Here is a 25948-nt window from a genome sequence, read left to right on the forward strand (position 1 = left end):
AGGCCGGCCGACAACACGCAGCCCATCACGACCTCGTCGATGTCGCCGCCGTCGATGCCCGCGCGCGATAGGGTTTCGCGGATCGCGGCGGCACCCAGGGTGACGGCCGTTTCCTTCTTCAACTCGCCCTGAAAGCTGCCCATGGGAGTGCGGGCGGCGGCGGCAATGACGATCGGATCGCTCGACGAAATCATGACGTGTCCTCCTGAGATGTTTGACGTTGTTTACTCGCCAGTATAATCGTGACGCAAGAAATATCAAATGCTCGGAAGATTGATGCGGACTGGTTCAACGGCGAAGCGCTCTCCCGACGTTTCTCCCTGGCCCAAGCCCGAGCAGCGCGAAATCAACCGCGCGTTGAAGCGCGAGGCCGTGCTGCTGCGCGCCGTGGAATTCTTCAACGAAAAGGGCTTTCACGCGACGTCGCTGGATGATGTCGCGCTGTCGCTCAATGTCACCAAACCCACGATCTACCATTACTTCGCCAACAAGGATGAGATCCTGTTTGCCTGCGTGCAGCGCGGGCTGGAGGAAATTGGCCAAGCGGCGCAGGCAGCCGAGCAGGCGGGCGGCAACGGCTTGCAGCGGCTGCGCGCGCTGCTGATCGATTATGCGATGATGATGAGCGACGGCTTCGGCGCCTGCGTTGGCCGCACGCCAGACCACGCGCTGTCGGCTGAAAGTCTGTCGCGTATCAAGGCGCTAAAACGCGATACGGACGCCATCGTGCGCCGCGTGATCGAAGCCGGCATGGCGGATGGCTCGATTGCCGTGGCTGATGTGAGGCTGACGACCTTTACGGCACTGGGTGCCTTGAACTGGATTTCGCGCTGGTATGACCCGGCCGGGCCCCTATCCAAACGCGAAATTGCAGAGCATAGCGTGGGAACGCTGATCGGCGGCCTGGCGGCGCGATCGGAAAGCAATTCAATAGACGATTAGGGGAGTTCGGGGCATGGGCATTCCGCAGAGCTTTGAAGGCCGGCTGCAAATTCCGGCAATCGCAGCCCCCATGTTCCTGACTTCTGGACCCGATCTCGTGGTGGAAACCTGCCGCGCCGGCATGATCGGGACCTTCCCGGCGCTCAACCAGCGCACCAGCGAAGGTTATGTCGAGTGGGTCGACCAGATTCAGGCGCGCCTGGACGAAACACCATCGGCCGCGCCCTTCGGCGTCAACCTGATCGTCCACAAGACCAACCCGCGGCTGGAAGACGACCTCAAGATCACCGTGCAGAAGAAGGTGCCGCTGGTGATCACCTCACTGGGTGCGGTGCGCGACGTGGTGGATGCCGTGCATTCCTATGGCGGCCTGGTTTTTCACGATGTCATCAATAGGCGCCATGCCGAAAAGGCGGCGGAAGCCGGCGTCGACGGCATCATCGCAGTGGCCGCCGGTGCCGGCGGCCATGCTGGCTCGCTCAGCCCGTTCGCGCTTGTATCCGAAATTCGCAGCATCTTTGACGGCACGATCGTGCTGTCGGGCGCCATGTCTGACGGACGCCAGATCGCGGCGGCGCGCGTGATGGGCGCCGACATGGCCTATCTCGGCACGCGCTTTATCGCCACGAAGGAGGCGCTGGTGTCGGAGGAGCAGAAGGCAATGCTGGTCGCGTCGAACGCCGCCGACATCTTTTATACGCCGGCGATTTCAGGCGTGAACGCCAATTTCCTGCGCCCCAGCATCGTGGCGGCCGGGCTTGATCCCGACAACCTCATCTCGCACGGCACGCTGGACATGCAGAACGAAGCACGCGCCTGGAAGACGGTATGGTCGGCCGGGCAGGGCACCGGCGCGATCGACGACATTCCGGCAGCAGCCGATCTCGTGAAGCGTTTGATCGCCGAATATCGCGACGCGATCAACGATGCGGCGCTCGATCCGTTCGTGTCGACGGCGCCGATCGTGGAACAGGTCGCGCTGTCTTAAGCCCTGTTTCTAAGCAGCAAGCGCTACGCTGGGAAATACCAGCATCCGCATGTCCATGATGAGGGCCGGCTTGTCCTCATTCTCGATCTCAACCTTGATTTCGGCAAGATATTGCATGCCGCCACCGCGTGGCTCGACCGTCTTGATGGTCTGGCGCACGCGCACCCGCTTGCCGACCATCACCGGCGCCGTGAAGCGGAGACGATCCGCGCCATAATTGATGGTGTGGCTGACGTCTTCATAGATCAGCATTGTCTCGATCAGGCCCGGCACGAGCGACAAGGTCAGGTAGCCATGCGCCACGGTGCCGCCGCGCTCGCGTTTCGCGCGCTCCACATCGACATGGATCCACTGAAAGTCGCCGGTCGCTTCGGCAAAGCGGTTGACGCGGTCCTGGTCGATCAGAACCCAGTCGCTGACGCCCACTTCCTGACCGACCAATGCCGGCAAGTTCTTGTACTCGATATGCATGAGGAAAAAATCCGGTCTCAAATCAAATAGAACCAACTCACCCTAGCACGGGTTGTGCGCTGCAGCATAATGGCGCTGATCCCAGAGCCTTCAATGCAGAGGGAGGGGCGGGACGGTCTTCGGGCTGGCTGCCTTGAACAGCACGCGGTTCCGGCCGTTTCGCTTGGCCTTGTAGAGCTGCTGATCGGCCTCACGATACAATTCGCTGAATTCCGTCGGCCGGCCAAACGTCGTTCCGCCAACGCTGACCGACATTCGAACAGGCTGGCCCAAGGGTGCGAACAGGCTTTGCGCGACGCTTTGGCGGATGCGCTCGGCCACCAAACGTGCCGCTTCCGGCGCGGCACCCGGCAGAAACACGGAGAATTCCTCGCCACCGATGCGGCCAATCAGATCGATCTCGCGTAGCGACCCTTTGATCGTATCGGCGATGACCCGCAACGCGTGATCACCCTCGTCATGTCCGAACTGGTCGTTGATCAGCTTGAAATAGTCGACATCGATCACGAGCAGGGCGCCGCCACGTTGCTTGTCCTCTTGGCTCACCTGTTCGAGATAGGCATCCACCAGCGTCGTGAAGGCGCGGCGCGTCAGGCAATCGGTCAGCCCGTCCGTGGAGGCTAGGATCTGCAACTCGCGATGGGCAATCGCCAGTTCGCGCATTCGGCTCAGCAGGAAGAACAAAATCGGCGGAGCGACCAGGCCGGGAATGATCACATTGTTCTGGGGATCGGTTCCCCATTGAAAGCGCCAATGTTCAAACGAAAAGCAGTCGATGACGAAGGCGAGCGCAATGCACAGCAGCGTGCCGAGAACCGTCAGCAGGGCGATCTGCGGCCATGTATGCACGTTTCGTTTGGTGTTCAGCAGGGTCATGGTCGCTACGAGATCATGTCAGCTGATTAAAGGGCGCCGACCGTTAAAAAGGTTCTTCTAAGGGTTGTAGGAGTGCGAGAGGTTCAACCGCCTGGGCTGCCATAGGCTTGCCTTGGTCCGGGAACTTCGCGAAGAGATTTGAGCCTTATATGGTGTTGCCTGCGCTTCCAAGGATCGGCCCATGCGTTACCCCCAAGATCAACCACCGGTTCTCAGTCTGACGCCTGGGCCGGTTCCGGTTTATCCTGAGGTGCTGCATGCACTGTCTCGACAGGTGCCGTATGATTACGACCTGCCGTATCAGGCTAAGTACGAGCGGATCGTCAGAAAGTTGCAGCAGGCCATGCGTCTTTCTACAAGGCCGCTTATCCTGCAGGGCGAACCGCTCCTTGGACTGGAAGCTGCCGCCGCTTCGCTGATCGCCGCACAGGATACGGTTCTCATTCTCGCATCCGGCCCCTATGGCGAGGGCTTCGGCGGTTGGGCGCGCCGATACAGCCGTGATGTCCTCACTTTGAAAACGCCTGATGATCAGGCGATTGACCCGCAAGCGGTCGCCGACATGCTGAAGCGCAACCCGTCGATCTCGGTGGTGTCCGTCTGCCATCATGAAACGCCGTGCGGCACCATCAACCCGATCAACGCAATCGGGACAGTGGTGGCCGAACATGGCGCATTGTTGATCGTGGACGCGGTGTCGTCCTTCGGCGGCATGAATACGCATCCAGAGGATTGCCGGGCGGCGATCTATGTAACCGGTCCGGCCAAATGCCTCGGCACGCCGCCGGCCTTGACGCTGCTCGGCATCAGCACCCGCGCATGGGCCAAGATGAGGGCCAACCCAACCGCGCCGCGCGGATCCGTGCTCAGCATCCTTGATTGGGAAGACGCAGGCGAGGCCGGCAAGCGCTTTCCGTTCACAACCTCGATCGCCGACATCAATGCCCTCGATGCAGCCCTCGACCTTTATCTCGGCGAAGGACCTGAGGCGGTCTGGGCGCGTCATGGCCTGACGGCGCGCACCTTCCGCGCCGGCATTGCAGCGCTTGGCTTGTCGATCTGGGCGGCGAGAGAGGCGAATGCATCGCCCACTACAACCGTCGTCCGCTTGCCCGTAGGTATCAGCGAGGCAGACCTGCTCAGCGATCTGCGCGACCGCTACGGCCTTCTGGTGTCGGGCGGTCGAGGGCCAACAGCCGGCCGGGCCATCCGGGTAGCCCATATGGGACCGGCTGCGCACCCGCTGCATGCGATCGCTGCGCTTTCCGCATTGGCCGGTAGTCTCAGCCGACTGGGCTTCCCCACGTCGGCCGGTCAAGCGATCGAGGCCGCACTACAGGTTGTGGATTTAACTACCTAGGGTTGCGTTTCGTTTCAGCCCGCGCTAAGCCGCCAATGCATTTTCGGACCTAAGAAGAGAGCATTTCGGCGGATGAGCGAAGCCCTGGCTGAACCTCGGCGTGACATTGATGCAATCCTTGCGAGCATCCGCGCCGAGCTTGGAACGGTGGAACCACCCGCTGCCCAGGCGGACCGCCGTGCGCTCAGCGTCGTTCGCGTTGAAAGCCTGGATGAAGGCGACGAGGTCTTCCCGAGCGAGCGCAAGCAGTTCGCGCTGGAAGACTTCGAGGGCATGGATGAGCTCGCCTTCCTGCGCGCCGCTTATCGCGCCGTGCTCGGCCGCGACATCGACGAATCCGGCCTCAGCCATTACCTGCCGGTGCTGCGCGAAGGCCATACCGGCCCGGCCGATGTCCTGCGTTCGCTCCGCGCCTCGCCGGAAGGCCAAGCGCGCGGTGTGCAGATCGCTGATCTCGACGGACGCTCTCGCTATGGCCGCATAAAGAGCCTGCCGATCATCGGCGGCATCCTTGTCCGTCTCAAGCCCTATCTGTCGCTGCCGCATGGCCAGCGCCGCTTGCAACGACGCATCGCCTCCAGCGATCGCCGCCAGCGCGAAGTCGTGACCGCCGTCAACACATCGCTTTCCAGCGTTCGCCGCTCCCTGCAGAAGCTGGAACAGCGGGTCATCGAAGCCGAACAAGCGGCCGATCAGGCGCATGCGCTCACACAAGAGGTGATCGACAGCCGAGACAACGCCGTGTCAGAGCTCACCTCGGCGCGGCGGCAGCTCGTCGAACAACAACGCCAGCTGACAACCTTCATCGACAGCGCCAGGGGCGCTTTGCCCGCAGCTTCACTGCAAGCGCCGCTGTTGCAATCCGCCGAAGACGCCTCGCTTGACAGTCTCTATGTCGCCTTCGAAAACCGCTTTCGCGGCTCAACCGACCTGATCAGCCAACGTCTGCGCCGTTATCTCGATCTCACCCGCGAAACGCCACCGGTTGCAGCCGGCGGGACCGTGCTCGACATCGGCTGCGGACGCGGCGAGTGGCTCGCTTTGCTGCGCGACGCCAATGTCATCGCACGCGGCATCGACCTCAACGGCGCCATGGCCGCGGAAGCGCGGGGACGCGGCCTCGACGCAAGGCAAGGCGACGCCATCGCGCATCTACGCGGGCTGGAGGAGGGGAGCCTCGCCGCCGTCACAGGCTTCCACATCGTCGAGCATCTCGCCTTCCGCGATCTCGTTGCGCTGTTCGATGCCGCCTATGCCGCGCTGGCGCCTGAAGGCTTCGCCTTGTTCGAAACGCCCAACCCGGAAAATCTCGTCGTCGGCGCCTGCACCTTCCATTACGACCCCACCCACAACAAGCCGCTGCCACCCAACTTCCTGCGCTTCATCGCAGAAACCCGTGGCTTCAGCGATGTACGCGTTATCCGCCGCGATGAGGACTGCCGCCTCGATCAGCCCGAAAGCGGCTTCGCGCCTGCCGAGCTGAACGACTGGTTCCGCCAGCCGGCCGATTACGCCATCTATGCCCGCAAGCCACGTTTGGACGCCGCCTCCTGATGCGCATCGGCGTTTCCACCGTTTACACGCCGGGCATATTCGGCGGCGCGGAGTTCCTTGCCGCCGGTCTGGAAGACGCCTTCCGCCGCGCCGGCCACAGCCTGCACAGCATCCGCATCCCCTTCCACTTCGAGCCGCCGGGTGCCGCGCATGAAGCCATGCGCCAGGCCGCTTCGGTCGATTTTTCTCGCTACGACGGCGGCCAGATCGACGCCCTGATCTGCCTGAAATTCCCCGCCTATCTGATCGAGCATCCCAACAAGGCGCTTTGGCTCCTGCATCAGCACCGCCCCGCCTACGATCTCTACGATACGCCCTATGGCTGGGCGAAGGGTCACGCGGAAACCGATGCCTTGCGCGCCGAAATCATCGCGGCGGACAACAAGAGCCTCGGCAGCGCCAAGGCCGTCTTCACCATCGCCGAGCGCGTTTCTCAACGCCTCCAACGTTACAACGGCATCGCCTCGAAGGCGCTCTACCACCCGCCGACGCCGACGCGTTCCATTGCGCGCAAGCCATGCCCTATATCTTCGCGCCAAGCCGCCTCGAAATCCTCAAGCGTCAGGATCTGCTGCTGCGCGCCGTCGCAGCCTGTCCGCGACCGGTGCAGGTCATCTTCGGCGGCACCGGCGGTCGCCGCGCCTTCCTGGAAGACCTCGCCGCCGAACTCGGCATCACCGACCGCGTCCGCTTCCTCGGCGAAATTTCGCGCGCCGAAATGATCGCGCTCTACGCCCATGCCTCGGCCGTGTTCTTCGGCCCGCTCGACGAGGACTACGGCTATGTCACGCTGGAAGCGATGCTCTCGGCCAAGCCCGTCATCACCTGCACGGACTCCGGCGGCCCGCTAGAGTTCGTAGTGGACGGCGAAACAGGCCTGATCTGCGCGCCGACGCCCGAAGCGGTAGCGGACGCGCTCGCTCAGATCATCGATCAACCCGCCAAAACCGCATCAATGGGGCAGGCGGGTCGCCAACGCTACGCAGACATGCAGATCGGCTGGCAACCGGTGGTGGATGCCCTGCTCGACGGCGCGCTCGGCCAGAACAACCCATCGGCGCGCGCGGCATGAAGATCGCAATCGTCACCCCGCATCCCATCCCCTTCGCCATCGGCGGCGCGGAGAACCTGTGGTGGGGCCTGCAAAACCATATCGAGCAGAACACGCGGCACACCTGCGACATCGTTTCGCTCGTCTCGCCGGAAGACACGCTGGACGGCCTCGTGTCCTCCTACAAGGCTTTCTCCGAGCTCGATCTCAGCGCCTATGACTGCGTCATTTCCGGCAAATATCCGGCCTGGATGGTCAAGCATCCCAACCACGTCTGTTACATGCTTCACCGCTTGCGCGGCCTTTACGACACCTATAGCGGGCCTTCAGCCGACACGATCACCTCAACCCGCGCCCGCACGCTCGTCGCCTGGATGCGCGACATGGCAGGCGACCATGGCGCGCATGAACAACTGCTGCCGGAGTTCTTCGAGCGCTACAAAGCCCTGCGCGCCAGCGACGTGCCCGACATCGTCTTCGCCTTTCCCGGCCCATTTGCGCGCGAAATCGTGCATTTCCTCGACGGCATCGGCCTGTCGCAAACGCGCATCCAGCGCTATGCCGCGATCTCCAAAACGGTCGCCGATCGGCGCGATTACTTCCCGGTCGGCGCCCCCGTCAGCATCCTCCATCCCCCGCCGCATCGCGAGGATTACCGCTGCGGCGGGCAAGACACCTTCTTCACCTCTAGCCGGCTCGACGGCCCTAAGCGCGTCGATCTGATCATCAAGGCCATGCGCTTCGTGGATGCGGATATCCCGTTGCTGATCGCCGGCTCCGGCCCGGATGAAGCGCGCCTGAAAGACCTGGCGAAGGGCGATCAGCGCATCCGCTTCCTCGGCTTCGTACCGGACGACGACATGCCCGCCCTTTATGCCGATGCGCTCGCCGTGCCCTTCGTGCCGCGCGATGAAGATTACGGCCTGATCACGGTCGAGGCCATGCGCAGTGGCAAGCCGGTGGTCACAGTCAAGGATTCTGGCGGCCCGACGGAATTTGTACGCAACAACGAAACCGGCTTTGTCACCGCACCGACCCCCGAAGCGCTCGGCGAACGGCTTGCCTACCTCGCAGGCCACCCCGATGAAACCAGGCGCATGGGCGAAACCGCGCGCGATGCGGTTGCAAGCGTTAGCTGGTCGTCCGTGTTCGATCGCTTGATGCAACGACCGACCCGCAACGCTACCGTTCTTCGCCAACGCCGCCCTAAGCTCACGCTCGCTAACACCTTCCCGGTCTATCCGCCCATGGGTGGCGGACAATCGCGCATCTTCCACCTCTACAAGCATCTCGCCGATGCTTACGACATCGACATCGTCTCGCTCGATGACAGATCGGCACCGCCGCGCGAGATCGCCCCGGGCATGATCGAGTTCCGTATCGCCAAGTCGGCGGCACACCTCCGCGCCGAGCAGCTTGTTTCGCAAACCGTCGGGAACCAGCCCGTCGGCGATATCGCCGCCGCTTTCGCCTCCCGGCTGACGCCGGACTTCCAGCAAGCGCTCGCCGACTCCTGCGCCACGAGCGTAGCCGGCATCGCCAGCCATCCCTATCTCGTCGAACCCTTGAAGCAGGCCCTCAACACCAAGCCGCTCTGGTTTGAAGCGCACAATGTCGAAGCCGACCTCAAGCGCGCCATGCCTGCTGACCATCCCGCCGGCGAGCGCCTGTTGGATATCGTCCAAGCGGCGGAAGGCAAAGCCTGGCGTCTCGCCTCGCACGTTTTCGCCTGCACAACGCGCGACCTTACGCGGCTCGGCGAGATCTACGGTCCCACCCGCGCGCGCCTACACGAAGTGCCGAATGGCGTCGCGCTCGACGAAGTGCCTTTCACGTCGCCAGCCATGCGGCGCAATCTGCAATCCCGAACCGGTCTCGCCGGCCAGACCACCGCGCTCTTCATGGGCAGCTGGCACCAGCCCAACATCGAGGCGCTGGAAGACATCCTCGCGGTTGCGGAAACGCTTCCGACGATCCGCTTCGTGGTTCTCGGCAGCGTTTGCCTGCCCTTCAAGGATCGGCCAACGCCCGCCAACGTCCATCTGCTTGGTCAGGTCGACAATGCCGTGCGTAACGACCTGCTCGCAGCCGCCCATGTCGCGCTCAACCCGATGCGCTCCGGCTCCGGCACCAACCTCAAGATGCTCGATTACTTCGCATCCGGCATTCCGGTCCTGTCCACCGCCTTCGGCGCGCGTGGCCTGAGCTTCGAAAGCGGCAAGCACTTCGTGCTGCTGGAAGACAACGGTTTGCGCGACGCTCTGCAATGGTTTGCAAGCGCCGAGCAGGGTGCCTTGGACCGGATGGTGACGGCCTCGCGGAACCAGGTCAAAGCGCTTTATTCCTGGGAAACGATCGCTGGAAATTTCCTGGCCGATCTGCAGGCCAGCACAGTCCTCCCGAAATCCGCGTGAGACCGGAGGCAAGGTGAAGTCCCGCAATCTCCGCTACATTCCTGAAATCGACCAGCTCCGCCTGCTCGCAGCCCTGCTGGTTTTCGCCTTTCACTTCTTCCACATGTACAAGGGCGGCTGGGTTCCGTTACCCCAATATGCCTGGCTCGGCCTCATCACCGAAGGCCACACCGGCGTTGCCCTGTTCTTCGTGCTGTCGGGCTTCATTTTCATGACGATCGCGGCGGAAGGGGAGGCGATCGCCTACACCAAATTCCTGCGCAACCGCCTGTTGCGCATCGCGCCGCTGTTTCTCACGGTGTTCATGGTTGCGATCTCGATCCATCGCGACCGCTTCGTTGCCACCGATCTGTTGTATGTCTTCGTCACCAATATCGGCAATCCGCCGACCTCCTGGCATCTCGCCACCGGGCCGGCCTGGAGCATTTCGGTCGAGTTCGCCTTTTACCTCGTCTTCCCTTTTCTCGCTCAGTTCGTGCGCGAACGCGGCGCCGGATATCTCGTCAAGCTCATCCTGATGATGCTGGTCATCAAGCTGGGCGCTTATCTCGCAGCCGAAAACAGCAAGCTGATGCTGTATTCGACGCTGGTCGGGCGCTTCGACCAGTTCCTCATCGGCATGCTGGCAGGCCTCGCCTACCATCGCCGGGAGGACTGGCTGACCCGCCACGGCAGAACACTTTTCTTTGTCGCTTCGCTCGTAACGATCGTCGCGGTCGGCGTGCAGGCGCGTTACGCCAGTTCCTTCCTATCGGAGCAGAAGCAGCCTTTCTGGATCCTCTGGGGCACGATCGAAGCCGCATGCTGGGCGAGCGTCATTCTCGGATTTGTGCGCGGCGGCATCTCGTTCGGCGAGCGGCTCGATCGCGTTTTCGCGACCTGCGGCGCCTGGAGCTTCTCGATCTATATGTGGCACGCCATGATCCTGTTCACCGCGCATGAGCTTTTCGGCTCTGTTGGCGGCACCGGCATCATCGCACTTGCCCTCAATGCGGCTGTGCTTCTCGGCGCGACGCTGGCCTTTGCGTGGCTGTCCTATTCCGTCATCGAACAGCCATTTCTCAGCCTACGCACTCGCTATGTCGAAGCCGCGACCAAGGCGTGACTAGCGCTCAACCGTAATCACTGGCGGCATGAACATCTTGCCGTCGAAGGGCGGCTTGTCGAGGTTCACCACGTCGAACATCAGCGCGAGATCACGCCACTCGTAGTTGGCGTCCAAGTGGCTTTCGCCGGCCGAAAGCGCCAGCGCGACGGAGTATGTGCCCGGCCCAAGCATGACCGGAAAGGTGATGCGGAAGGTTGCCGTGTCGCCCGCTTGCGGTGCGTCGATGATCTGGCCGCTGAACGCCGTGTTGGTGCCGAAGAAGGTCTGCCCGAGCCGGTCCTTGATCGCATAGCCCAGCACCAAAGATGGCAGCGCTTCATTCGCGTGCGCCTTGACCACGAGGCTCACCGTCGTACCAACAGCCACCGTGTCGGCCAGCTTGCCGTCCGCATCCTCAAGCACGGCACTCTCGATCACTGCCTGCCGCGTGCCGGAGATCGTGCGGACTCGCCCGTCTTCCAGTTCCTCGGTCGTGATCGTCTCGCCCTTCTTCTGGGCGATCAGCGCGTTGTAATAGTCCAGCACGCTTTCGGGATTTCCGTCGCGCACCATCTGCCCGCCATCGAGCAGGATCGCGCGGGTACACAGGCTTTGCAACGCCACCTTGTCGTGCGAAACCAGGATCAGGCTGGTGCCTTTGGCCTGGAAGCGGCGGATGCGCTCCATGCTCTTGTGCTGGAAATAAGCGTCGCCCACAGCCAGCGCCTCGTCGACGATCAGGATATCAGGCCGAAAGGCCGTCGCCACCGCAAAGGCCAGCCGCATCTGCATGCCGCTGGAATAGGTGCGGATCGGCTGGTCGAAGAAGGCGCCGAGTTCCGCAAAGCCGGTAATATCATCCAGTGCGCCTTCGATTTCGCCCTGGTTGAACCCCATCATGCCGGCCGCATGAAAGGTGTTCTGCCGACCCGTCAGCTCGCCGCTGAACCCCATGCCGAGCTCGAGAATCGCAGCTACGCGGCCCGAAAGCGCGATGCTTCCGGCACTCGGACGCGTGATGCCGGCGATCATCTTCAACAGCGTGCTCTTGCCCGCGCCATTGCGTCCGGCAATGCCAATCGCTTCACCGGGATAGACCCGAAAGCTGATGTCGCTGAGCACCCAGCGCTCTTCCGGTGTCGGGATCGGCAGCCCGAACCAACGCATCAGTCGATGCCGTTCGCGCGCATAGCGTCGAAACGCCTTGCCGACGCCATCCAGTTGCAGAAGCGGCGCGCTCACAGCGTGTCCATCATCTCGGCTTGCGAGCGCCGCAGCATGAACCGCCCGAGCAGAAGCAGCAGAATGGCAAGCACGGCGACGGCGGCGAGCTTCGCGAGATCTGGCGGCTGATCATAAACCAGCACGCGATGATAATTATCCAGCACCCAGAACATCGGGTTGAGGCCAATCACCCAGCGATAACTCGCCGGGATGATGTCGATGACATAAACGATCGGCGTCAGCCAGAAGCCGAACTGTAGCCCGATCTGCACGAGCTGGCCGACATCGCGAATAAAGACGTTGAGCACGCCGCAGCAAAGCCCGAGCCCGCTCGCCAGAGCAAGATTGGCGATCAGCAGCACCGGCAGCCACAGCACTTGCAATGACGGCACATGGCCCATCAGCAGGAAGGCGATCGCCGTCACCGCAATCATCACCAGATTGTTGAAGGCAGCACTGCCAAGCACGATCAGCGGCAGCACCGTGCGCGGGAAGGCGATCTTCTTCAGCGCATTGGCGTTGTCGAGAAACAGCGTCACGCAGCGCGTCACAATCTCGGTGAATGGATACCAGGCGAGAAAGCCGGCCAGCAGATAGATCGCGTAAGCAAAGCGGTTGTCGACGCCGGGCAAACGTGAACGCATCACGGTCGACAGGATCAGCGCATACATCGCGACTTGCAGAAGCGGCGAGATGATCAGCCAGACCAGACCCAGCCGGCTCCCCACCACGCGCAGCCGTAACTCGGTCGCGATGGAAGACAGCACGAAATAGCGGTAAGCCCAGGTGCGCTGCAGCCCGAAACTCTGCGAGACGGCCGGAATCATGCCGCCTGATCCAGCACATGGCGGTAAACATCCGCCGTTTCCTGCGCGCAGCGAGCCCAAGAGAAGCGCGCGGCTTGGTTGAGCCCTGCCGCAATTGCCCCTTTGCGCCAGTCTTCATCGGTCAGCCCGCGCTCCAGCGCAGCCGTCAGTCCCGGAATATCCTCGGCATGAACCATCAGCGCCGCACTACCCGCCACTTCCGGCAGCGATGCTGCATCCGAACACACCACCGGCACGCCCGAAGCCATCGCTTCCAGCACCGGCAGCCCGAATCCCTCATACAGCGACGGAAAAGCAAACAGCCGCGCGCCGGCAAACAGATGCGGCAGCGCTTCTTCCGGCACATAGCCGAGATAGCGCGCCCAGCCTTCTGCCGTCGCCTGCCGGATGCGGGCATGAACGGCCGCATTGTTCCAGCCCTTGTAGCCCGCAAGCACCAGCGGAAAGCGCTTGCGCAGTGCGATCGGCAACGCCTCGTAAGCCGTCAGCAGCCGGTCCAGATTCTTTCGCGGCTCGATCGTACCGGCATAAAGCGCGTATCCGCCAGGCGTCAGCCCAAGCGTCCCAAGCACCGGCGCGGTGACGTGTTCGTCGCGCGGAAAGAATTCCGCGCTTCCCGCCAGGCTGGTGGTAAAAATGCGCTCCAGCGGTATCGAAAAATGCTCGGCAATTTCATGCCGGATGAAGTCGGACACGGTTATGATCGCCGTCGCGCGCATCATCGCCACTTCGACCTCGCGCGTCATGAACGCCACGCGTTCCGGCGGATGGAACTCCGGCATCTTCAGCACGGACAGGTCGTGGATCGTTACCACCGCCGGCCCGTCCGTCTGCGGCAGGTAGAAGTTGGGGCCATGATAGACATAATCGCCCTTGCCGGCGAGCGTATCCTGACGCGCCGTATCGACGCGTCGGCGATAGATGTTGAGCAGAAACGGAAGCCGTGCCGCCACCTGCCGCTTCAGCCGCAGCATGCGCGAAGCGGGCGCCGTCGCGCTCGCCGCCTGCGCCCCATCCGGCAATTCGTCCACGAAGGCCGCATCACTGAAATAGCGGAGCTCTTCCACAGCCTCAAGTTGCACGAGGTTGCGCGCCAGCTCCAGTGTGTAGCGGCCGATCCCCGTTAGTGGATAGCGGATCGGTTCGACCGAAAGAATGACTTTCATGGGATGTGGCTGGATCCGGGCTCGTGCGGGAAACACCGATAGCCTAACCGCTTCGGCTTCCAAATGCAACCTTTGGTAGAGCTTGCTCGTGTGGAATCTCGGTTGTAAGGGAAGCGCGCTTTGAGTGTTGCAGCGAGGCTCGCCCCATGACTTCCGACTTCCGGCCGATCTCCCGCGAGCGCCATGCCACCAAGAAATGGCTCGCCCCGCGCGACATGCGCTTTGCCGCCGATCGCCACATCGTGCCCATCGTCAATGCCGAGATCGGCCACGCCGCCCGCGCGCTGCCGCTTTCTTTCGTGAAAACCGGAAACGCCACCACCCTGGTTGCCGTGCTCGGCCTCACCCCCGGCCGCAACCTGATGGTGGCCGCGAACGGGCGCTGGCTGGCCCTATACACCCCAGCCCTCCTGCGCTCTCACCCCTTCCGCCTGGCCAAGACCGATGCGGAAAAGTTCGTGCTGTGCGTCGATGAAGCCAGCGGACTGGTGATCGAAAGTGCGATCGGCGAAACCGGCGCGCCCTTCTTCGACGCCCAAGGCCAGATCGCGCCCGAAACGGCCAAGATGATGGAGTTTGTGTCTACCTTGCAGCAGGCCGAAGCCGCCACCGCCAGTGCCGTGCGCGGCATCGAAGGTGCCGGCCTGCTCGAACCCTGGCCGATCACCACGGGCGAGGGCGCGGGTGCGGCCCAAGTGCAAGGCCTGCTGCGCATCAACGAAGCCGCCCTCAACGCGCTCGATGCCAGCGCCCTGCATCAGCTGCGCCAAAGCGGCGGCCTTGCCATCGCCTACGCCCAGCTCATCTCCGCCGGAAATCTGCAGATGCTGACGACCCTGCTCGCCGCGACCCAGAAAGCCGAACAACAGCGCATGACCGTGCCCGAAAAGAGCTTCCTCAGCGAAGACGACGGCTCCCTGAAGATCGACTGGAACACGTTTCTGAAGGGCTGAGCGCCTGCAAAACCGAGCGCACCCGATCAAACACGCGCGCAGGTTGCAGATCGCATCCCGCGCGCCAAACGCCTCAGCGGCGCGCCATCAGACCTTCGAGCTTGGCGATGCGCGCTTCCAGCTCGTCGCGCGCTTGTTCGGCCGCCGTCACGGCGATTTCGTCGCCGAAGATCAACTCATAGCTCAGCGGATCGTAATACTTCATCAGGGTCACCGCGAAGTCGCGCGAAGGCACCTTGAACGCCTCAGACCAGACCCGCATCTGCGCCGGCGGCACGCGGCCGCGCCCGGATTCGATCTGCGAGATGAAGGTGTAATAGTCGATGCCCACCACCTTGGCGAGGTCGCGCTGAGACAGGCCGGCGGCCTCGCGCAAACCCTTCAGCCATTTGCCGGCTTCCTGCCGCAGGCGCAGCACGTCTCCATGGGCAACGCCCTGCTGTGGGTGGGTGAACATCTCCGTGTACTCGCTTCGTTCGAGGTGCGCTGTCCTGTTCCCGCCTGGATCAGAAGGGCGTTGAGGGAACATCAGCTCTTGCACCCACCGATACCCATCATTTCTGGGGAATACAACCCTAGGGAGAAAGTAAAAATAATACCACACGCATCGGTTGACTCGTTACGCAACCAAAAGTACGTAGTTTCCATACACCGACTCAACCAAGAGTTTGTGTCTGCCTTGGCGCTTTACAACAGCTGGCCCGTGAGGGGGCTGGGTGAGCTCCAGGCGTGTGAAGCCAACCCAAGGGAACCAAAATGGCCTCTATCCAGGGAATTTACATCGCCCTCTTCGGGCGTCCGGCCGATCCGCTCGGCCTGCAGTATTTCAACTCGATCACCAATGGCGGCCGCGATCTCTCCCAGATCAACAGCCTCGCTGGTGAAGCCGAGTATCAGGATCGCTTCCAGGGCTATAACAACGCCCAGATCGTGACTCAGATCTACCAGGATCTCTATGGTCGTGATCCAGATGCCGCAGGCCTCGCCTACTTCGTGGCTGAGCTGAATTCGGGCCGTCAGAACATCAACACGATCGCCATCAACATCCTCGATGGTGCCCGTGGTGCGGATTTGACCATCGTCACGAACAAGGTAGCTGCAGCCAACCTGTTCACGCAGAACGTCGACACGCAGATCGAGATCGCATCATACGTGGGTGCGGATGCCGCTGCTGCCGGTCGCGCTTACCTCTCCGCCGTGACGGCTGACCCTGCTACCGTTCCTACGGCTGCTCAGGCACAGGCTGCTGTGCAGGGTGTGGTTGATGCAAGCAACGCAGGCAACCTGATCGATGTTGCCAATGGTGATGACGTAGTTGTCGGCGAGGTTGGTTCGACTGTCGACGCCAGCGCCCGCAACGACACTGTCAGAGTCATCGGAGACTATGATGCTTCCGGCGATATCAACACGGGTTTTGGTTCTGACACAGTCAACGTTGGTGTCGCTGCTGCTGTCGCAACGACCGAGACATCGTTGGTCGGAGTTGAACGCCTCAACGTGATTTCGAACGGTGCAACTGGTGCTCTCGATCTGAGCGACACCTCTGGCCTTCAGCAGGTTTGGGCTGTTGGCTCCGCCAATGCTCTTGAAGTTTCCGGCCTCAGTGTTACCGGTACGGTTGGTTTGCAGGGCAGCGGCACCGGCGCAACGACCATCACGTTCAGCGATGTTGGCGGCACCAATGACTCTGCAACCTTGTCGGTCGCTTCGTTCGATGCAAACGCCGTGACCCGTGCAGTGGCGGTTGATGGCATCGAAAACCTGACCCTGTCCACGACGACCGAGGCTACGCTGGCTGTCACCGACGCTGATCTCGTGAACCTGACCGTAACCGGAACGGGTGACGTGACCCTTAGCACTGCGCTGGGCAACGATGTTGTACGGGTCGATGCTTCCGCTCTTAGCGGCGACTTCACGGTTACGCTTTCCGGCAACGAGACCACAACGGTTATCGGTGGTGCAGGCGACGACGTCTTCAACCTGACTGCGACTGCTGAAGGTACGGTCATCACCGGCGGTGCCGGCGTTGACGTGTTCAACTCTGTTGGGCTCGCCAACCTAAACGCTATCGGCACAAATGCAGCTATCTTGGAAGACGTGATCAAAATCACAGACTTCTCTGCTAATGATTTGCTTGATCTTGGTGTCACCGGTGACGCAGCAACGTTTAACGTCGCTGAGTCCAATGCGATCACGACTGCGACGACACTCACGGATGCTTTGACAGCCGTTGGTGCTGCGACGGCTGCTGATGGCGTTGGCTATGCGATCTTCCAGTATCAGGGCTCGACCTACGTCTACGTTGACAACGGCACTGCGGGCTTCGACGCTGGCGACGGCCTTGTTCAGCTCACCGGTTACACGGGTGCGCTGCCGGACGCAAACTTCGTCCACTAAGCTGCATTAACTTGCAAAACGAACCCGCCGTCCTCGGACGGCGGGTTTTTTATTTAAAGCCTAGCTGACTATGATGCTTTCTGCTCGTTTGCAGAAAGCATTGAACGACCTGATCTCAAGTGATGGTCGCTCTGCAGATGATCCCTAACATCTCTAGCCTCGATAGCAGCCATCTCAAGGTAAAGTCGGAGCTCACGTAGCTCCCGTCCCGTCGCGAGCTCGCTCAGCGAACGCAAGAGGCAAGCGATGTAGTCTAGCTTCTCGTCAGTCGTGGGAACATCGAACCGCGTGTAAGACCTTTTCATTCAAGGAAGCCCTCCTGCGAGGCTTTCTATCCTTTGTCGCAGAAAACCGGCAACCAACCGCAAGATGTATAAAGAACTTGTTATCTATCTTGACAAACAACATGCACCAGCTACGGAAGCTTCCGAGTGGATTTAAGATACTCCTAATTTGATTCCGTGAGCTTACCTTGCGATAGGTCAGCGGTTGCTCAAAAGAGATCGTTCTAGTCCGCAATAGGTCTCATAGATCGCTTGCTGGCTGTCGATGAGCAAGAAAAAAGCCCCGCATAAGCGGGGCTTGAAAGAAGTTCATGCGCGATGAAGCTACACAGCGATGAAGCTCGTCTCGAAATCGGCAACACCCACAAGCGTAATGGTACTTGTGCCATTGGCATCTTGTACGGTCAGGACAATATCGACTGGACCATCAGCCACCGTGTAAGCCCGGCCGCCAAGATCGAGAAGATCGCCGTCCGAGGCGGTGAAGTCCAGAACGCGATCGTCTCCAAACCGGCCGGGTGCAAAAACGAACCGGTCCGCGCCCGTTCCACCCGACAACTGGTCATCGCCCCCGCCGCCTTGCAGAAGGTCGTTTCCTGCGCCGCCGTTCAGGATCGTGTCGGCGTCGGCTGTGTTGGCCGTATGATAGGTTACTCGTATCTGATCATCGAAACCCGTGCCTGTCACCGTGCTGCCGTCCTTCACGTTGATCGTGAGGTCGCCATGCGAGCCATTGGAAAAGCCATTGCCGTCGAATCCGGTCAGATCGACGACTGCGGCTGCTCGCACAGAAACCCGAATGTCGCCTTCGCTTTGCGCGGCAAAGAAGACGTTGTCCGTCACATTCTGTCCGCTCAGGTCGCCGGCAGAGTTCGCTTCTAGAACCAGTTGCGCCCCTCTGATGTCACTGAAAGCGTTACCGATGACGGTGGCAGAGTCGCCGGCATTGGCCACCCGGTTCACGTAAATGCCGAAATCTTCGAAGCCGGAAACGAGGTTGTCTTTCACGATTAGGTCTGCGGCGTTGGTCGCGTTGACGATCCCTGTCAACGATCCCGAACCATCGCCATGAATGACATTGTTCTCGATCGTGACCTGGGCAGCCCGGTTCAGGATTGCCGCGCCTTCCGTGTTCGGTCCCGTCAGGTTGCCGACGATCTGCAAGCCAACGAGCTTCAAGCCCTGCGCTGTGTTCAGGATGTTGAACCCGCCCTCAATGACGGACTCGGCTTCGCGCGTGCCATCACCAGCCGTGTCATAATTGGCGCCATAGATCGTGAGATCTGCAACACCGATGCGGACTTCACCCGTATAGGTTCCGCGACCCACCAAGATCGTCGCGCCGGCATGGGCGGCATCCGCCGCCGCTTGAAGGGATGAAAAGTCCCTGGACGAACCATCTGCATCAAGCAACACGATCCGTCCTGCATAAGCGTCGCCAGGGTTTCCCCCGCCTCCGCCCCCACTACCACCTCCGCCGATAGGAGGCTCCGGCTGCGTGGGTGTCTCGGGCGGGTTCACCACACCTTGATCGATGGATTGATCGACTTCTTGCTGCGTCGGCACTGAAGCCGGATCGGCCGTCACCTGGCTGATGAAGGCGCGGCCGGCATCGGCGGCGTCATCGCCGGTATAGGCAGCGATTTCCTCGGGCGTGTCGAGGCTGGCAGTGAACAAGTCCGCTGCCGCTTCCTTGTTCTCGATGATGGCCGCGTCGTTGTTGCGCGCGCCGTCCAGAATGTTGATGGCGATCGTTTCGATCGTCTGCGAACCCGAAGCAAGCGCGTCCACGAAGAAGGCGAGGCCGGCCGCGTCCGGCTCGCGCCCGAACAGCGCTTGGTAGATCGTGCTGATGGCTTCTCCCGGTGACTGACCCTCGAACCGGTCGAGATATTCGTCCGATTGCGTCAAGCGGCCGATCAGGCCCGACAGATCCGTGCCGCCCTTGGTTTCGGCTTCCCAGTAAGCAAGTCCCGCCGGATCGGCCGGGCGGCCGAACAGCGCGATATAGATCCCTTGGATCGTTGCCATTCCACAATCTCCCTTGCGCGCGCCAGCAGCGCATCTGCTTCAACACAGGGAAAATGTTAGAACCTTAGATTGTAATCATAAAACTGATTTACATCCTATGATTGACATATGCTTTATGCCGATTTGGAAAATCTCTACATGGCGTTGCCCAGCTCACCGATGATCTGTGTGTCGCTCACCATAAGATCCTGATGAGCTTGCTCGATTGAAAGGCGAACTTTCTGGACGAACATCAGCCGTACCGTTGAAGTCAACTCCGGGTTGTAATATACAACCATTAGAAGTAGGCGGCACAATCCGCTGCCCGCAATCGCCAGCTCCGATCTGTCGATGTCACTGCGCGGAACGCATGAAGATCCTGCACGTCTTCAAGACCTATCTGCCGGACAATTTCGGTGGCGTGGAGCGGGTGATCTGGGAGATCGCCGAGGGTGCTGCGCGGCGGGGTTTTGCGAGCGATGTGTTCACGCTGAGCAAGACGCCATCAGCCGAGCCCATCACCATCGGCAACCACCGCGTGCATCAGGCAAGCGCCACCCTCGACATCGCCTCCCCCCCCATCGCCTTCCCCGCCGCCAGCCAGTTTCGCGACCTCGCGCAAGCCGCCGATCTCATCCACTACCATTTCCCCTGGCCGATGATGGATCTCTGGCATCTTCATGCCGGCGGGAGAGGGCGGCCGAGTGTCGTCACCTACCATTCCGATGTGGTGAAGCAGACGGCCCTGCTGAGGCTCTACCAGCCCCTCATGAACCGCTTCCTCGGATCGGTCGACCACATCGTGGCGACCTCTCCGCAATATTTCGCGACCAGCCCCGTCCTGTCGCGATTTTCCGGAAAAACTTCGGTGATTCCGCTCGGAATTAACCCGTCCTGCGGCGGAAAACCGGAAAAAACAGGCGAAAATTTCCGCTTTTTTCCGCTCCCAGACCGGTTTTTCCTGTTTGTCGGCGCCCCCCGCTACTACAAGGGCCTGCCTTTCCTGTTCGAAGCCGCCCGCCAAACCGGCCTCCCAGTCGTGATCGCCGGCGGCACTCCTGTCGGACAAGTCCCTGAAAACGTTACGCTTCTCGGCCCGGTCAGCGACGAAGAGAAAGCCGCTCTGCTATCCCGCGCCGAAGCCTTCGTGTTCCCCTCGCATCTGCGCTCCGAAGCCTTCGGAATCGCCCTCCTTGAAGCCGCTTTTGCCGGTAAGCCATTGATTTCATGCGAGATCGGCACCGGAACCAGCTACGTCAATCGCGACGGCCAGACCGGCCTCGTCGTCCCCCCCGCCGACCCCGAAGCCCTCGGCAATGCCATGCTAACCCTTTGGAATAATAAAGCTTTACGCGCCCGCCTAGGTGCCGCCGCGCACCGCCGCGCCATGACCCTTTTCCAGGCCGACAAGATGGTCGACGGCTATTGCGCCCTCTACCGCAAGCTCCTGAACATCCCCGCCGAACCACAAAAACACCAGCCATCTCAGCCCCAAAGCCTCCAACAGGTCCGCCATGGTTGATAACAAAATCAGAGACTTAGACCTAAGACTAGAGGCCGCGAACCCTGCTCAGCTGAACGGCATGTGGGACCTCGGCGTCGATCTCCACCGTCATTTCGGCCTGCCGCCATTCCATAGCGTCGGCTCCGAAAATCCGGTCCTCTCCCTCGACGCCGCCACCGCCCTAATGAAGCTCGTTCTGGCCGACAGTCAACCGCATTTTTTTATGTCGATCAATGGCTTGATGAACCCGCCCACTGAGTTCTGGCGCGCCGAAATCGGCTGGCCGCACAACACCTATCGCGGCAAGGGAAAGAGCGCCGCCCTCGCTTTGTGCATCGCCATCCTGCGCGCCCATGAAGGCAATGCCATCAACCGCGATGCCGAACAGCCGTCATGGTTGCGGTCGGAAGCTTGGCAGGGCGAATTGCAGGCAAGTAGCCTTTAATCCATTCCGATCAAAGGCTTGGCAGTCACCACCGCAACGCATCCGGCGAGGCATCCGCCACCGCGCGCCAGTGATTGAGCACATCCTTCAATGTCTCTGCCAAGGGAACAACCGGCTTCCAGCCGAACTCTTCCTGCGCTGCGGAAGCATCACCCGAAACAACTGGGATCTCACTCGGTCGCATCAAGCCCGGATCCTGCTCCACGGTGATGGTGCTGTTCGACAGTGCGATGAGCATGTCCAGGATGGTCTGGATCGCGACGGGCGCGCCGGTTGCGAGGTTGAAGGCGCCGGTATTTTGCGCGTTTTGACCAGTTGCACCAATGAGATAGGCGTCGACTACATCGCGCACGTCCATGAAGTCGCGCGCGGCTTCCAGGTTGCCGACCTTCATCACTGGCTCCTGCCAACCGCGCTCGATACGCACGATCTGGCGGGCGAAGGCGGAAACGACATAGGCTGGGGCTTGGCCGGGGCCGGTGTGGTTGAAGGGGCGGAAGCGGATGGCGTGGAGGCCCTCGCGCGCCATCTGGCCGAGCATCAGATCCGCTGCGGCCTTGGTCGCGCCGTAGACAGATGTCGGCTGGAACGGCGCGTCTTCCCGCAGGGGGGCGGGATGGCTGGCGAAGGTTGCGCCATAGGCTTCCGAGCTGCCAGCGAAGATGAAGCGGGCATCGGGGGCGTGGCTGCCTAGCGCATAGGCGAGGTTGAAGGTGCCCATGACATTGACGGCCCAGGCTTCTGCCGGATCGTTGGCGGCATCGCGAGGGGAGGCGATGGCGGCCAGATGGATCAGGGCGGTAGGCTCTATCCGTTCGATGACGGCTTGCACCGCATCGGCATCGCGGATGTCAACCATCGGCTCGTCGTCAGCGTTAAGACCGACAAGCGTGATGTCAGCCGCATCCGGCCGCTCCCGCACGCGGCGCGCGAGAACCGTGCCGACAAAGCCTTGCAGACCGGTGACGAGAAGCCGATGCCGGGTCATGAGGTCCTTTCGGCGTCAGCGCAGCTTGCGCTTCCAGCGTTCTAGATCGGCGTCCACCATTTCACGGATCATGTCTTCCATGGTGATCTCCGCTTCCCAGCCGAGCTTGGTTTTTGCCTTGGTTGGATCGCCAAGGAGGACGTCGACTTCGGCCGGGCGGAACAAAGCTGGATCTATCACCAGATGCTTGTCAAGGTCGAGGCCAGCATGATCGAAGGCGATCTCGCACATGGTGCGAACGGTGGACGTGCGGCCCGTAGCGACGACGTAATCGTCCGGTTCTTCCTGCTGCAGCATCAGCCACATGGCGCGGACATAATCGCGCGAATGGCCCCAATCGCGCTTGGCGTCGATATTCCCGAGCCGCAACTCGCTCTGCGTGCCGAGCTTTATGCGGGCGACCGCGTCGGTGACCTTGCGGGTCACGAACTCAATGCCGCGCAACGGCGACTCGTGGTTGAACAGGATGCCGCTGGAGGCGTGGATGCCGAAACTTTCTCGGTAGTTCACCGTCAGCCAGTGCCCATAAAGCTTGGCGACTGCGTAGGGCGAACGCGGGTAGAACGGCGTCTGCTCGCTCTGCATGGGCTCGCGGATGCGGCCATACATTTCCGAGGAAGAGGCCTGGTAGAAGCGGGCTTTCGGCTGGGCAGTGCGAACGGCTTCCAGCACATTGGTGACGCCGATGCCGGTGACGTGGCCGGTCAGGATCGGCTGCTGCCAGGACGAATGAACGAAGCTCTGCGCGGCCAGGTTGTAGACCTCGTCAGGCTGTATATTCTGGATGGTGCGGATCAGTGCCGAAAGGTCGAGAAGATTACCGTCAACGATGCGAACCTGACGCTCGATACCCAGCCACTCCAGCCGGCTGAGGTTGACGTCCGAGCTGCTGGAGCGGCGGGCAAGCCCATGAACTTCATAGCCTTTTTGCAGCAGAAGCTCCGCAAGATAGGCGCCATCCTGGCCGGTGATGCCCGTAACGAGCGCTTTCTTCGACAAGGCAATGCTCCACTTGAAGGTCTTCGACAAGAAGACGGCTGCACGGCTTATGCCATCGCACCATACTCAACTTCAAGTAGTATAAAGGAAACCTATTTTGCAACCTTTAATTGCGCAAGGTAGTAGGCGTAGAAGGCGAATCCGGCAGTGATCAGGATGAAGGATTCACCGATCGCGAGCCGGTTATTAGAGTTGGTCAGCAGGGTCACGGCAAAGAACAGAATGCCGAACAGCCAGACCTTCGCCTCCACCGTTCCAAGCAGCCTCTTTTGCCATGCACGCAGGATCCACCAGGCAAAGGCGGCATAAAGGGCTGCAAAGAAGGCGAGCCCGCTTAGGCCATAGCGGATGGCGATCTCGACATAGCCATTATGCATGAGATTGTAGGGCACCGAGGCGTAGGTCGTCGTGGCCCATATGCGCTGCCAGCCGACGCCCGCGCCAAAGATGGGATGCGCCGTGATGATCTCGAGCGCATTCATCCAGAGCATCAGGCGTTCGTTGAAGGAGAAGGGCACGGACCCCTGCGCAATGGCTGTGCGAACGGCGCCAACGCCATCCAGCAGCGTCGCATCAAATAGGGCCAGACCGCTTGCCGTCACCGGGGCAAGCTCACGGATGATGCCGGCGCTGGCGATGAACAGGATGATGGCCAAGCCCAGCAAGGCGATGGATGCCCCTACAAGCACCTGCTTTCGCGGCAGATGCACGAGGCTCGTCAGCGCCTGGATAGGCACGGACAGAGCAAGTGCCAGCCAGACGCCCTTCGACTTGGCGCCATAAATGCCGAGCAAGCAGAGCGCGATCACAGCCAAGGCAAGTGTCAGGCGGAGCGCCTGTTCAAGCGGACGCTGGTTCGCGCGGTTTCGGTAGGCGTTCTCAGCATAGGCCAGCGCGCAGATCGTGATGAGGCCGGCAGCGACGGAAGCGTGGATTGTGTTGTTCTGGAACAGGAAGGGCGTCCGCTCGCCATCGAACACATGGTGCAAGTCTATGGTTGTGCCGAGCAGCACAAGGCTGATCAGCATGAACAAGTCGGCCAGGCCGGCCAGGCGGTTGCGGATGCGGAAGAAGGCGTAGCCGATCGTGGGAAAGAGCAGCGGGAAGAGGTAGATGCCTTCGGCGGAGCCATGCTTTCCGGGTACGCTGAAGAAGACCCAGCCATAGCGCAGCCCGACATAAAGAGCCCAGATCACACAGGCCAAGCCGCCCCAGCCGATGGATGGCCGTGCGGCTTGTGGCGTTCGCCAATAATCGACGAGCGCTGCGATGATCAGGACGCCGCAGCTATAGCGGTAGGCATCGCTTTCCACCCAGACGGCCGAGGCCGTGACAAGACAGATGAGAACGGCGGCCATGGAAAAGGCCGCTGGACCTCGCAGTTGCGCGATAACAGGTTTGAACGAAAAAATTGTCGGCGCTCCCACGGCAGCCACATCGTTGCAGTACACCCGCTGGAAGGCGGATCATCTGCTGCGTGTGAAATGCCTTAGCGAAGAAGGCGGCCGAACAACAGAGCGAAGTGTGTCGGCACCCCAGCTCTAGCTGAGGCTGGTCGTCACGTCCGTCACGAGATCGATGTGGCCGATCACGGAAATGGCGCTGCCATCCTCCATGATGTTGGTCCAGATCCCGATGTGATCAGAGCTGAGCGAAGCCGTATCATGCTGCTCGATCAACACGCGTCCGTCCGCAAACTCCACGTCGTAGCTGCCGAAACGAGCCATGAAATCGATGATCGTGTCGGTGAGCAGGTCGCCGGTCAGGGTCGTTTCGCGGAACAGGGCCACGCTTGTGTCGAGATCGGGAAGATCGGCGATGGTGATGTCGCCAAGACCGACCGGCAGGGCGGCGACGTCGCCGTCATCGATGACAGAAGGGGCAAGACCGGGCAGGGCCGTTTCGCTCAACAGGCTTTGAACGGCGCGGGCGGCGAGGCTGGTTGTCGTGGCCGTTTCCTGCGTGGTGGACGCTGGGGTGCTGACGCTGGCGTTGGCATCGGAAGAAACGGTGGGTTGCGAGGCAGGAACGGTCGTGCCACCGCTTGACGCAACCGCGTGGTGGTCGTCATCAACATGCGGCTGGGGGGCCTGAGGTTGCGGTGTGATCGTCTCAGGCGTGGAATGGTCCGGCGCCGCGGCGGCCTGTTCCGCAGGTGCTGCGATCGCTGCCGTGTGCATGGCGATCTGGATCTTGGGGCTGAGATCAACCGTGCCGTGTTCAAGGGCGACCGCGTGCGCGGCTCCTGAAGACGGCGCATCCGCCGCCGCGTCTTCCGTCACTGCAACAATTGCAGCGTCTTCATGATGCGTGTTTACGGCAACGATACCGTCAGCGGGATGATCGTCATTGATCCCGACGAGTTCGGACGACTGGTGATCAGCGGCAAGCTGGGCACGGGCGAGTTC

Annotated in this window: 23 protein-coding genes and 1 pseudogene; 11 read left to right on the forward strand and 13 right to left on the reverse strand. The window is 61.4% G+C overall.

The features are described from left to right. A pseudogene (locus tag RTX98_RS01840) lies at window positions 1-194 on the reverse strand (acetyl-CoA C-acetyltransferase); the annotation flags it as partial. A gap of 82 nt (window positions 195-276) precedes the next feature. On the opposite strand from RTX98_RS01840, the gene RTX98_RS01845 reads away from it, so the two are divergent. Both RTX98_RS01845 and RTX98_RS01850 read left to right on the forward strand, forming a co-directional pair. Further along, the gene (locus RTX98_RS01845; RefSeq protein ID WP_312794178.1) at window positions 277-942 is read left to right on the forward strand and encodes a TetR/AcrR family transcriptional regulator; all 666 of its coding nucleotides are present in this window, start codon (window positions 277-279) and stop codon (window positions 940-942) included. Between the two features lie 13 nt (window positions 943-955). After that, the gene (locus tag RTX98_RS01850; protein WP_312794179.1) at window positions 956-1930 is read left to right on the forward strand and encodes a nitronate monooxygenase family protein; all 975 of its coding nucleotides are present in this window, start codon (window positions 956-958) and stop codon (window positions 1928-1930) included. Window positions 1931-1939: 9 nt separating this feature from the next. Here RTX98_RS01850 and RTX98_RS01855 read toward each other — a convergent pair whose 3' ends face one another. Next, complete coding sequence (locus tag RTX98_RS01855; protein ID WP_312794180.1) at window positions 1940-2401, reverse strand: MaoC family dehydratase; 462 nt, start codon at window positions 2399-2401, stop codon at window positions 1940-1942. Window positions 2402-2491: 90 nt separating this feature from the next. Continuing rightward, window positions 2492-3277 (reverse strand): GGDEF domain-containing protein, encoded by a 786-nt coding sequence (locus tag RTX98_RS01860; protein WP_312794181.1) that lies wholly within the window; start codon window positions 3275-3277, stop codon window positions 2492-2494. A 181-nt stretch (window positions 3278-3458) separates the two neighbouring features. Here RTX98_RS01860 and RTX98_RS01865 point away from each other — a divergent pair, with 181 nt between their 5' ends. Together RTX98_RS01865 and RTX98_RS01870 are read left to right on the forward strand one after the other, a co-directional pair. Beyond that, the gene (locus RTX98_RS01865) at window positions 3459-4637 is read left to right on the forward strand and encodes an alanine--glyoxylate aminotransferase family protein (RefSeq protein WP_312794182.1); all 1179 of its coding nucleotides are present in this window, start codon (window positions 3459-3461) and stop codon (window positions 4635-4637) included. Window positions 4638-4709: 72 nt separating this feature from the next. Then, window positions 4710-6191 carry a class I SAM-dependent methyltransferase gene (locus tag RTX98_RS01870; protein ID WP_312794183.1) on the forward strand — a complete coding sequence of 494 codons (1482 nt, stop codon included), beginning with the start codon at window positions 4710-4712 and terminating at the stop codon, window positions 6189-6191. On the opposite strand, the gene RTX98_RS01875 is transcribed toward RTX98_RS01870, so the two are convergent. Then, window positions 6155-6673 carry a hypothetical protein gene (locus RTX98_RS01875; RefSeq protein WP_312794185.1) on the reverse strand — a complete coding sequence of 173 codons (519 nt, stop codon included), beginning with the start codon at window positions 6671-6673 and terminating at the stop codon, window positions 6155-6157. The genes RTX98_RS01870 and RTX98_RS01875 overlap by 37 nt on opposite strands. Window positions 6674-6708: 35 nt before the next feature. Here RTX98_RS01875 and RTX98_RS01880 point away from each other — a divergent pair, with 35 nt between their 5' ends. From RTX98_RS01880 to RTX98_RS01890, 3 genes are read left to right on the forward strand one after another with little or no spacing between them, the layout of a single operon-like run. Next, on the forward strand, window positions 6709-7263 hold the full coding sequence (locus RTX98_RS01880) for a glycosyltransferase family 4 protein (RefSeq protein WP_312794186.1): 555 nt from the start codon (window positions 6709-6711) through the stop codon (window positions 7261-7263). Then, window positions 7260-9656 carry a glycosyltransferase family 4 protein gene (locus RTX98_RS01885; protein ID WP_312794187.1) on the forward strand — a complete coding sequence of 799 codons (2397 nt, stop codon included), beginning with the start codon at window positions 7260-7262 and terminating at the stop codon, window positions 9654-9656. Before RTX98_RS01880 ends, RTX98_RS01885 begins: the two co-directional genes overlap by 4 nt. A 13-nt stretch (window positions 9657-9669) precedes the next feature. Then, window positions 9670-10761 (forward strand): acyltransferase, encoded by a 1092-nt coding sequence (locus RTX98_RS01890; RefSeq protein ID WP_312794188.1) that lies wholly within the window; start codon window positions 9670-9672, stop codon window positions 10759-10761. Here the strand turns inward: RTX98_RS01890 and RTX98_RS01895 are convergent, their stop codons facing one another. From RTX98_RS01895 to RTX98_RS01905, 3 genes are read right to left on the reverse strand one after another with little or no spacing between them, the layout of a single operon-like run. Next, window positions 10762-11985: an ABC transporter ATP-binding protein gene (locus tag RTX98_RS01895; RefSeq protein WP_312794189.1), complete on the reverse strand. Its 1224-nt coding sequence runs from the start codon at window positions 11983-11985 to the stop codon at window positions 10762-10764. Further along, the gene (locus RTX98_RS01900) at window positions 11982-12794 is read right to left on the reverse strand and encodes an ABC transporter permease (protein ID WP_312794190.1); all 813 of its coding nucleotides are present in this window, start codon (window positions 12792-12794) and stop codon (window positions 11982-11984) included. Before RTX98_RS01900 ends, RTX98_RS01895 begins: the two co-directional genes overlap by 4 nt. Continuing rightward, window positions 12791-13960: a glycosyltransferase family 1 protein gene (locus tag RTX98_RS01905; RefSeq protein WP_312794191.1), complete on the reverse strand. Its 1170-nt coding sequence runs from the start codon at window positions 13958-13960 to the stop codon at window positions 12791-12793. Before RTX98_RS01905 ends, RTX98_RS01900 begins: the two co-directional genes overlap by 4 nt. 146 nt (window positions 13961-14106) lie before the next feature. Here RTX98_RS01905 and RTX98_RS01910 point away from each other — a divergent pair, with 146 nt between their 5' ends. Beyond that, window positions 14107-14913, forward strand: coding sequence for a SapC family protein (locus tag RTX98_RS01910; RefSeq protein WP_312794192.1), 807 nt, complete (start codon window positions 14107-14109; stop codon window positions 14911-14913). A gap of 73 nt (window positions 14914-14986) precedes the next feature. Here RTX98_RS01910 and RTX98_RS01915 read toward each other — a convergent pair whose 3' ends face one another. After that, on the reverse strand, window positions 14987-15370 hold the full coding sequence (locus tag RTX98_RS01915) for a helix-turn-helix transcriptional regulator (protein ID WP_312794193.1): 384 nt from the start codon (window positions 15368-15370) through the stop codon (window positions 14987-14989). 299 nt (window positions 15371-15669) lie between these two features. Between RTX98_RS01915 and RTX98_RS01920 the strand changes: the two genes are divergently transcribed. Then, on the forward strand, window positions 15670-17310 hold the full coding sequence (locus RTX98_RS01920; protein ID WP_312794194.1) for a DUF4214 domain-containing protein: 1641 nt from the start codon (window positions 15670-15672) through the stop codon (window positions 17308-17310). A gap of 608 nt (window positions 17311-17918) precedes the next feature. Here the strand turns inward: RTX98_RS01920 and RTX98_RS01925 are convergent. Further along, on the reverse strand, window positions 17919-19625 hold the full coding sequence (locus tag RTX98_RS01925; protein ID WP_312794196.1) for a DUF4214 domain-containing protein: 1707 nt from the start codon (window positions 19623-19625) through the stop codon (window positions 17919-17921). A gap of 349 nt (window positions 19626-19974) precedes the next feature. Between RTX98_RS01925 and RTX98_RS01930 the strand changes: the two genes are divergently transcribed. After that, window positions 19975-21126: a glycosyltransferase gene (locus tag RTX98_RS01930; RefSeq protein WP_312794197.1), complete on the forward strand. Its 1152-nt coding sequence runs from the start codon at window positions 19975-19977 to the stop codon at window positions 21124-21126. Continuing rightward, the gene (locus RTX98_RS01935) at window positions 21119-21553 is read left to right on the forward strand and encodes a hypothetical protein (protein WP_312794198.1); all 435 of its coding nucleotides are present in this window, start codon (window positions 21119-21121) and stop codon (window positions 21551-21553) included. Before RTX98_RS01930 ends, RTX98_RS01935 begins: the two co-directional genes overlap by 8 nt. A 25-nt stretch (window positions 21554-21578) precedes the next feature. Here RTX98_RS01935 and RTX98_RS01940 read toward each other — a convergent pair whose 3' ends face one another. The 4 genes from RTX98_RS01940 to RTX98_RS01955 all read right to left on the reverse strand — a co-directional run. Continuing rightward, entirely contained in the window at window positions 21579-22541 is a 963-nt protein-coding gene (locus RTX98_RS01940) for a GDP-mannose 4,6-dehydratase (protein ID WP_312794199.1), read from the reverse strand. A 15-nt stretch (window positions 22542-22556) separates the two neighbouring features. Then, window positions 22557-23540: a GDP-mannose 4,6-dehydratase gene (gene gmd, locus RTX98_RS01945; protein ID WP_312794200.1), complete on the reverse strand. Its 984-nt coding sequence runs from the start codon at window positions 23538-23540 to the stop codon at window positions 22557-22559. A gap of 92 nt (window positions 23541-23632) precedes the next feature. Then, window positions 23633-24898: an O-antigen ligase family protein gene (locus tag RTX98_RS01950; RefSeq protein ID WP_312794201.1), complete on the reverse strand. Its 1266-nt coding sequence runs from the start codon at window positions 24896-24898 to the stop codon at window positions 23633-23635. A gap of 183 nt (window positions 24899-25081) precedes the next feature. After that, the coding region (locus tag RTX98_RS01955) for a hypothetical protein (protein ID WP_312794202.1) at window positions 25082-25948 on the reverse strand (867 nt) is incomplete at its 5' end.

This window comes from Tianweitania sp. (genome assembly GCF_032053605.1).
In the GTDB taxonomy this organism is placed as follows: domain Bacteria; phylum Pseudomonadota; class Alphaproteobacteria; order Rhizobiales; family Rhizobiaceae; genus Tianweitania.

Bases quoted from the DNA above. Each gene is read 5' to 3' on its own strand.
- RTX98_RS01950 (WP_312794201.1), bottom strand. From the start codon at position 24,898: ATGGCCGCCGTTCTCATCTGTCTTGTCACGGCCTCGGCCGTCTGGGTG.
- RTX98_RS01850 (WP_312794179.1), top strand. From the start codon at position 956: ATGGGCATTCCGCAGAGCTTTGAAGGCCGGCTGCAAATTCCGGCAATC.
- RTX98_RS01915 (WP_312794193.1), bottom strand. From the start codon at position 15,370: ATGTTCACCCACCCACAGCAGGGCGTTGCCCATGGAGACGTGCTGCGC.
- RTX98_RS01930 (WP_312794197.1), top strand. From the start codon at position 19,975: ATGAAGATCCTGCACGTCTTCAAGACCTATCTGCCGGACAATTTCGGT.
- RTX98_RS01845 (WP_312794178.1), top strand. From the start codon at position 277: ATGCGGACTGGTTCAACGGCGAAGCGCTCTCCCGACGTTTCTCCCTGG.
- RTX98_RS01925 (WP_312794196.1), bottom strand. From the start codon at position 19,625: ATGGCAACGATCCAAGGGATCTATATCGCGCTGTTCGGCCGCCCGGCC.
- RTX98_RS01940 (WP_312794199.1), bottom strand. From the start codon at position 22,541: ATGACCCGGCATCGGCTTCTCGTCACCGGTCTGCAAGGCTTTGTCGGC.
- RTX98_RS01885 (WP_312794187.1), top strand. From the start codon at position 7,260: ATGAAGATCGCAATCGTCACCCCGCATCCCATCCCCTTCGCCATCGGC.
- RTX98_RS01905 (WP_312794191.1), bottom strand. From the start codon at position 13,960: ATGAAAGTCATTCTTTCGGTCGAACCGATCCGCTATCCACTAACGGGG.
- RTX98_RS01880 (WP_312794186.1), top strand. From the start codon at position 6,709: ATGCCCTATATCTTCGCGCCAAGCCGCCTCGAAATCCTCAAGCGTCAG.
- RTX98_RS01870 (WP_312794183.1), top strand. From the start codon at position 4,710: ATGAGCGAAGCCCTGGCTGAACCTCGGCGTGACATTGATGCAATCCTT.
- RTX98_RS01935 (WP_312794198.1), top strand. From the start codon at position 21,119: ATGGTTGATAACAAAATCAGAGACTTAGACCTAAGACTAGAGGCCGCG.
- RTX98_RS01910 (WP_312794192.1), top strand. From the start codon at position 14,107: ATGACTTCCGACTTCCGGCCGATCTCCCGCGAGCGCCATGCCACCAAG.
- RTX98_RS01865 (WP_312794182.1), top strand. From the start codon at position 3,459: ATGCGTTACCCCCAAGATCAACCACCGGTTCTCAGTCTGACGCCTGGG.
- RTX98_RS01860 (WP_312794181.1), bottom strand. From the start codon at position 3,277: ATGACCCTGCTGAACACCAAACGAAACGTGCATACATGGCCGCAGATC.
- RTX98_RS01855 (WP_312794180.1), bottom strand. From the start codon at position 2,401: ATGCATATCGAGTACAAGAACTTGCCGGCATTGGTCGGTCAGGAAGTG.
- RTX98_RS01920 (WP_312794194.1), top strand. From the start codon at position 15,670: ATGGCCTCTATCCAGGGAATTTACATCGCCCTCTTCGGGCGTCCGGCC.
- RTX98_RS01900 (WP_312794190.1), bottom strand. From the start codon at position 12,794: ATGATTCCGGCCGTCTCGCAGAGTTTCGGGCTGCAGCGCACCTGGGCT.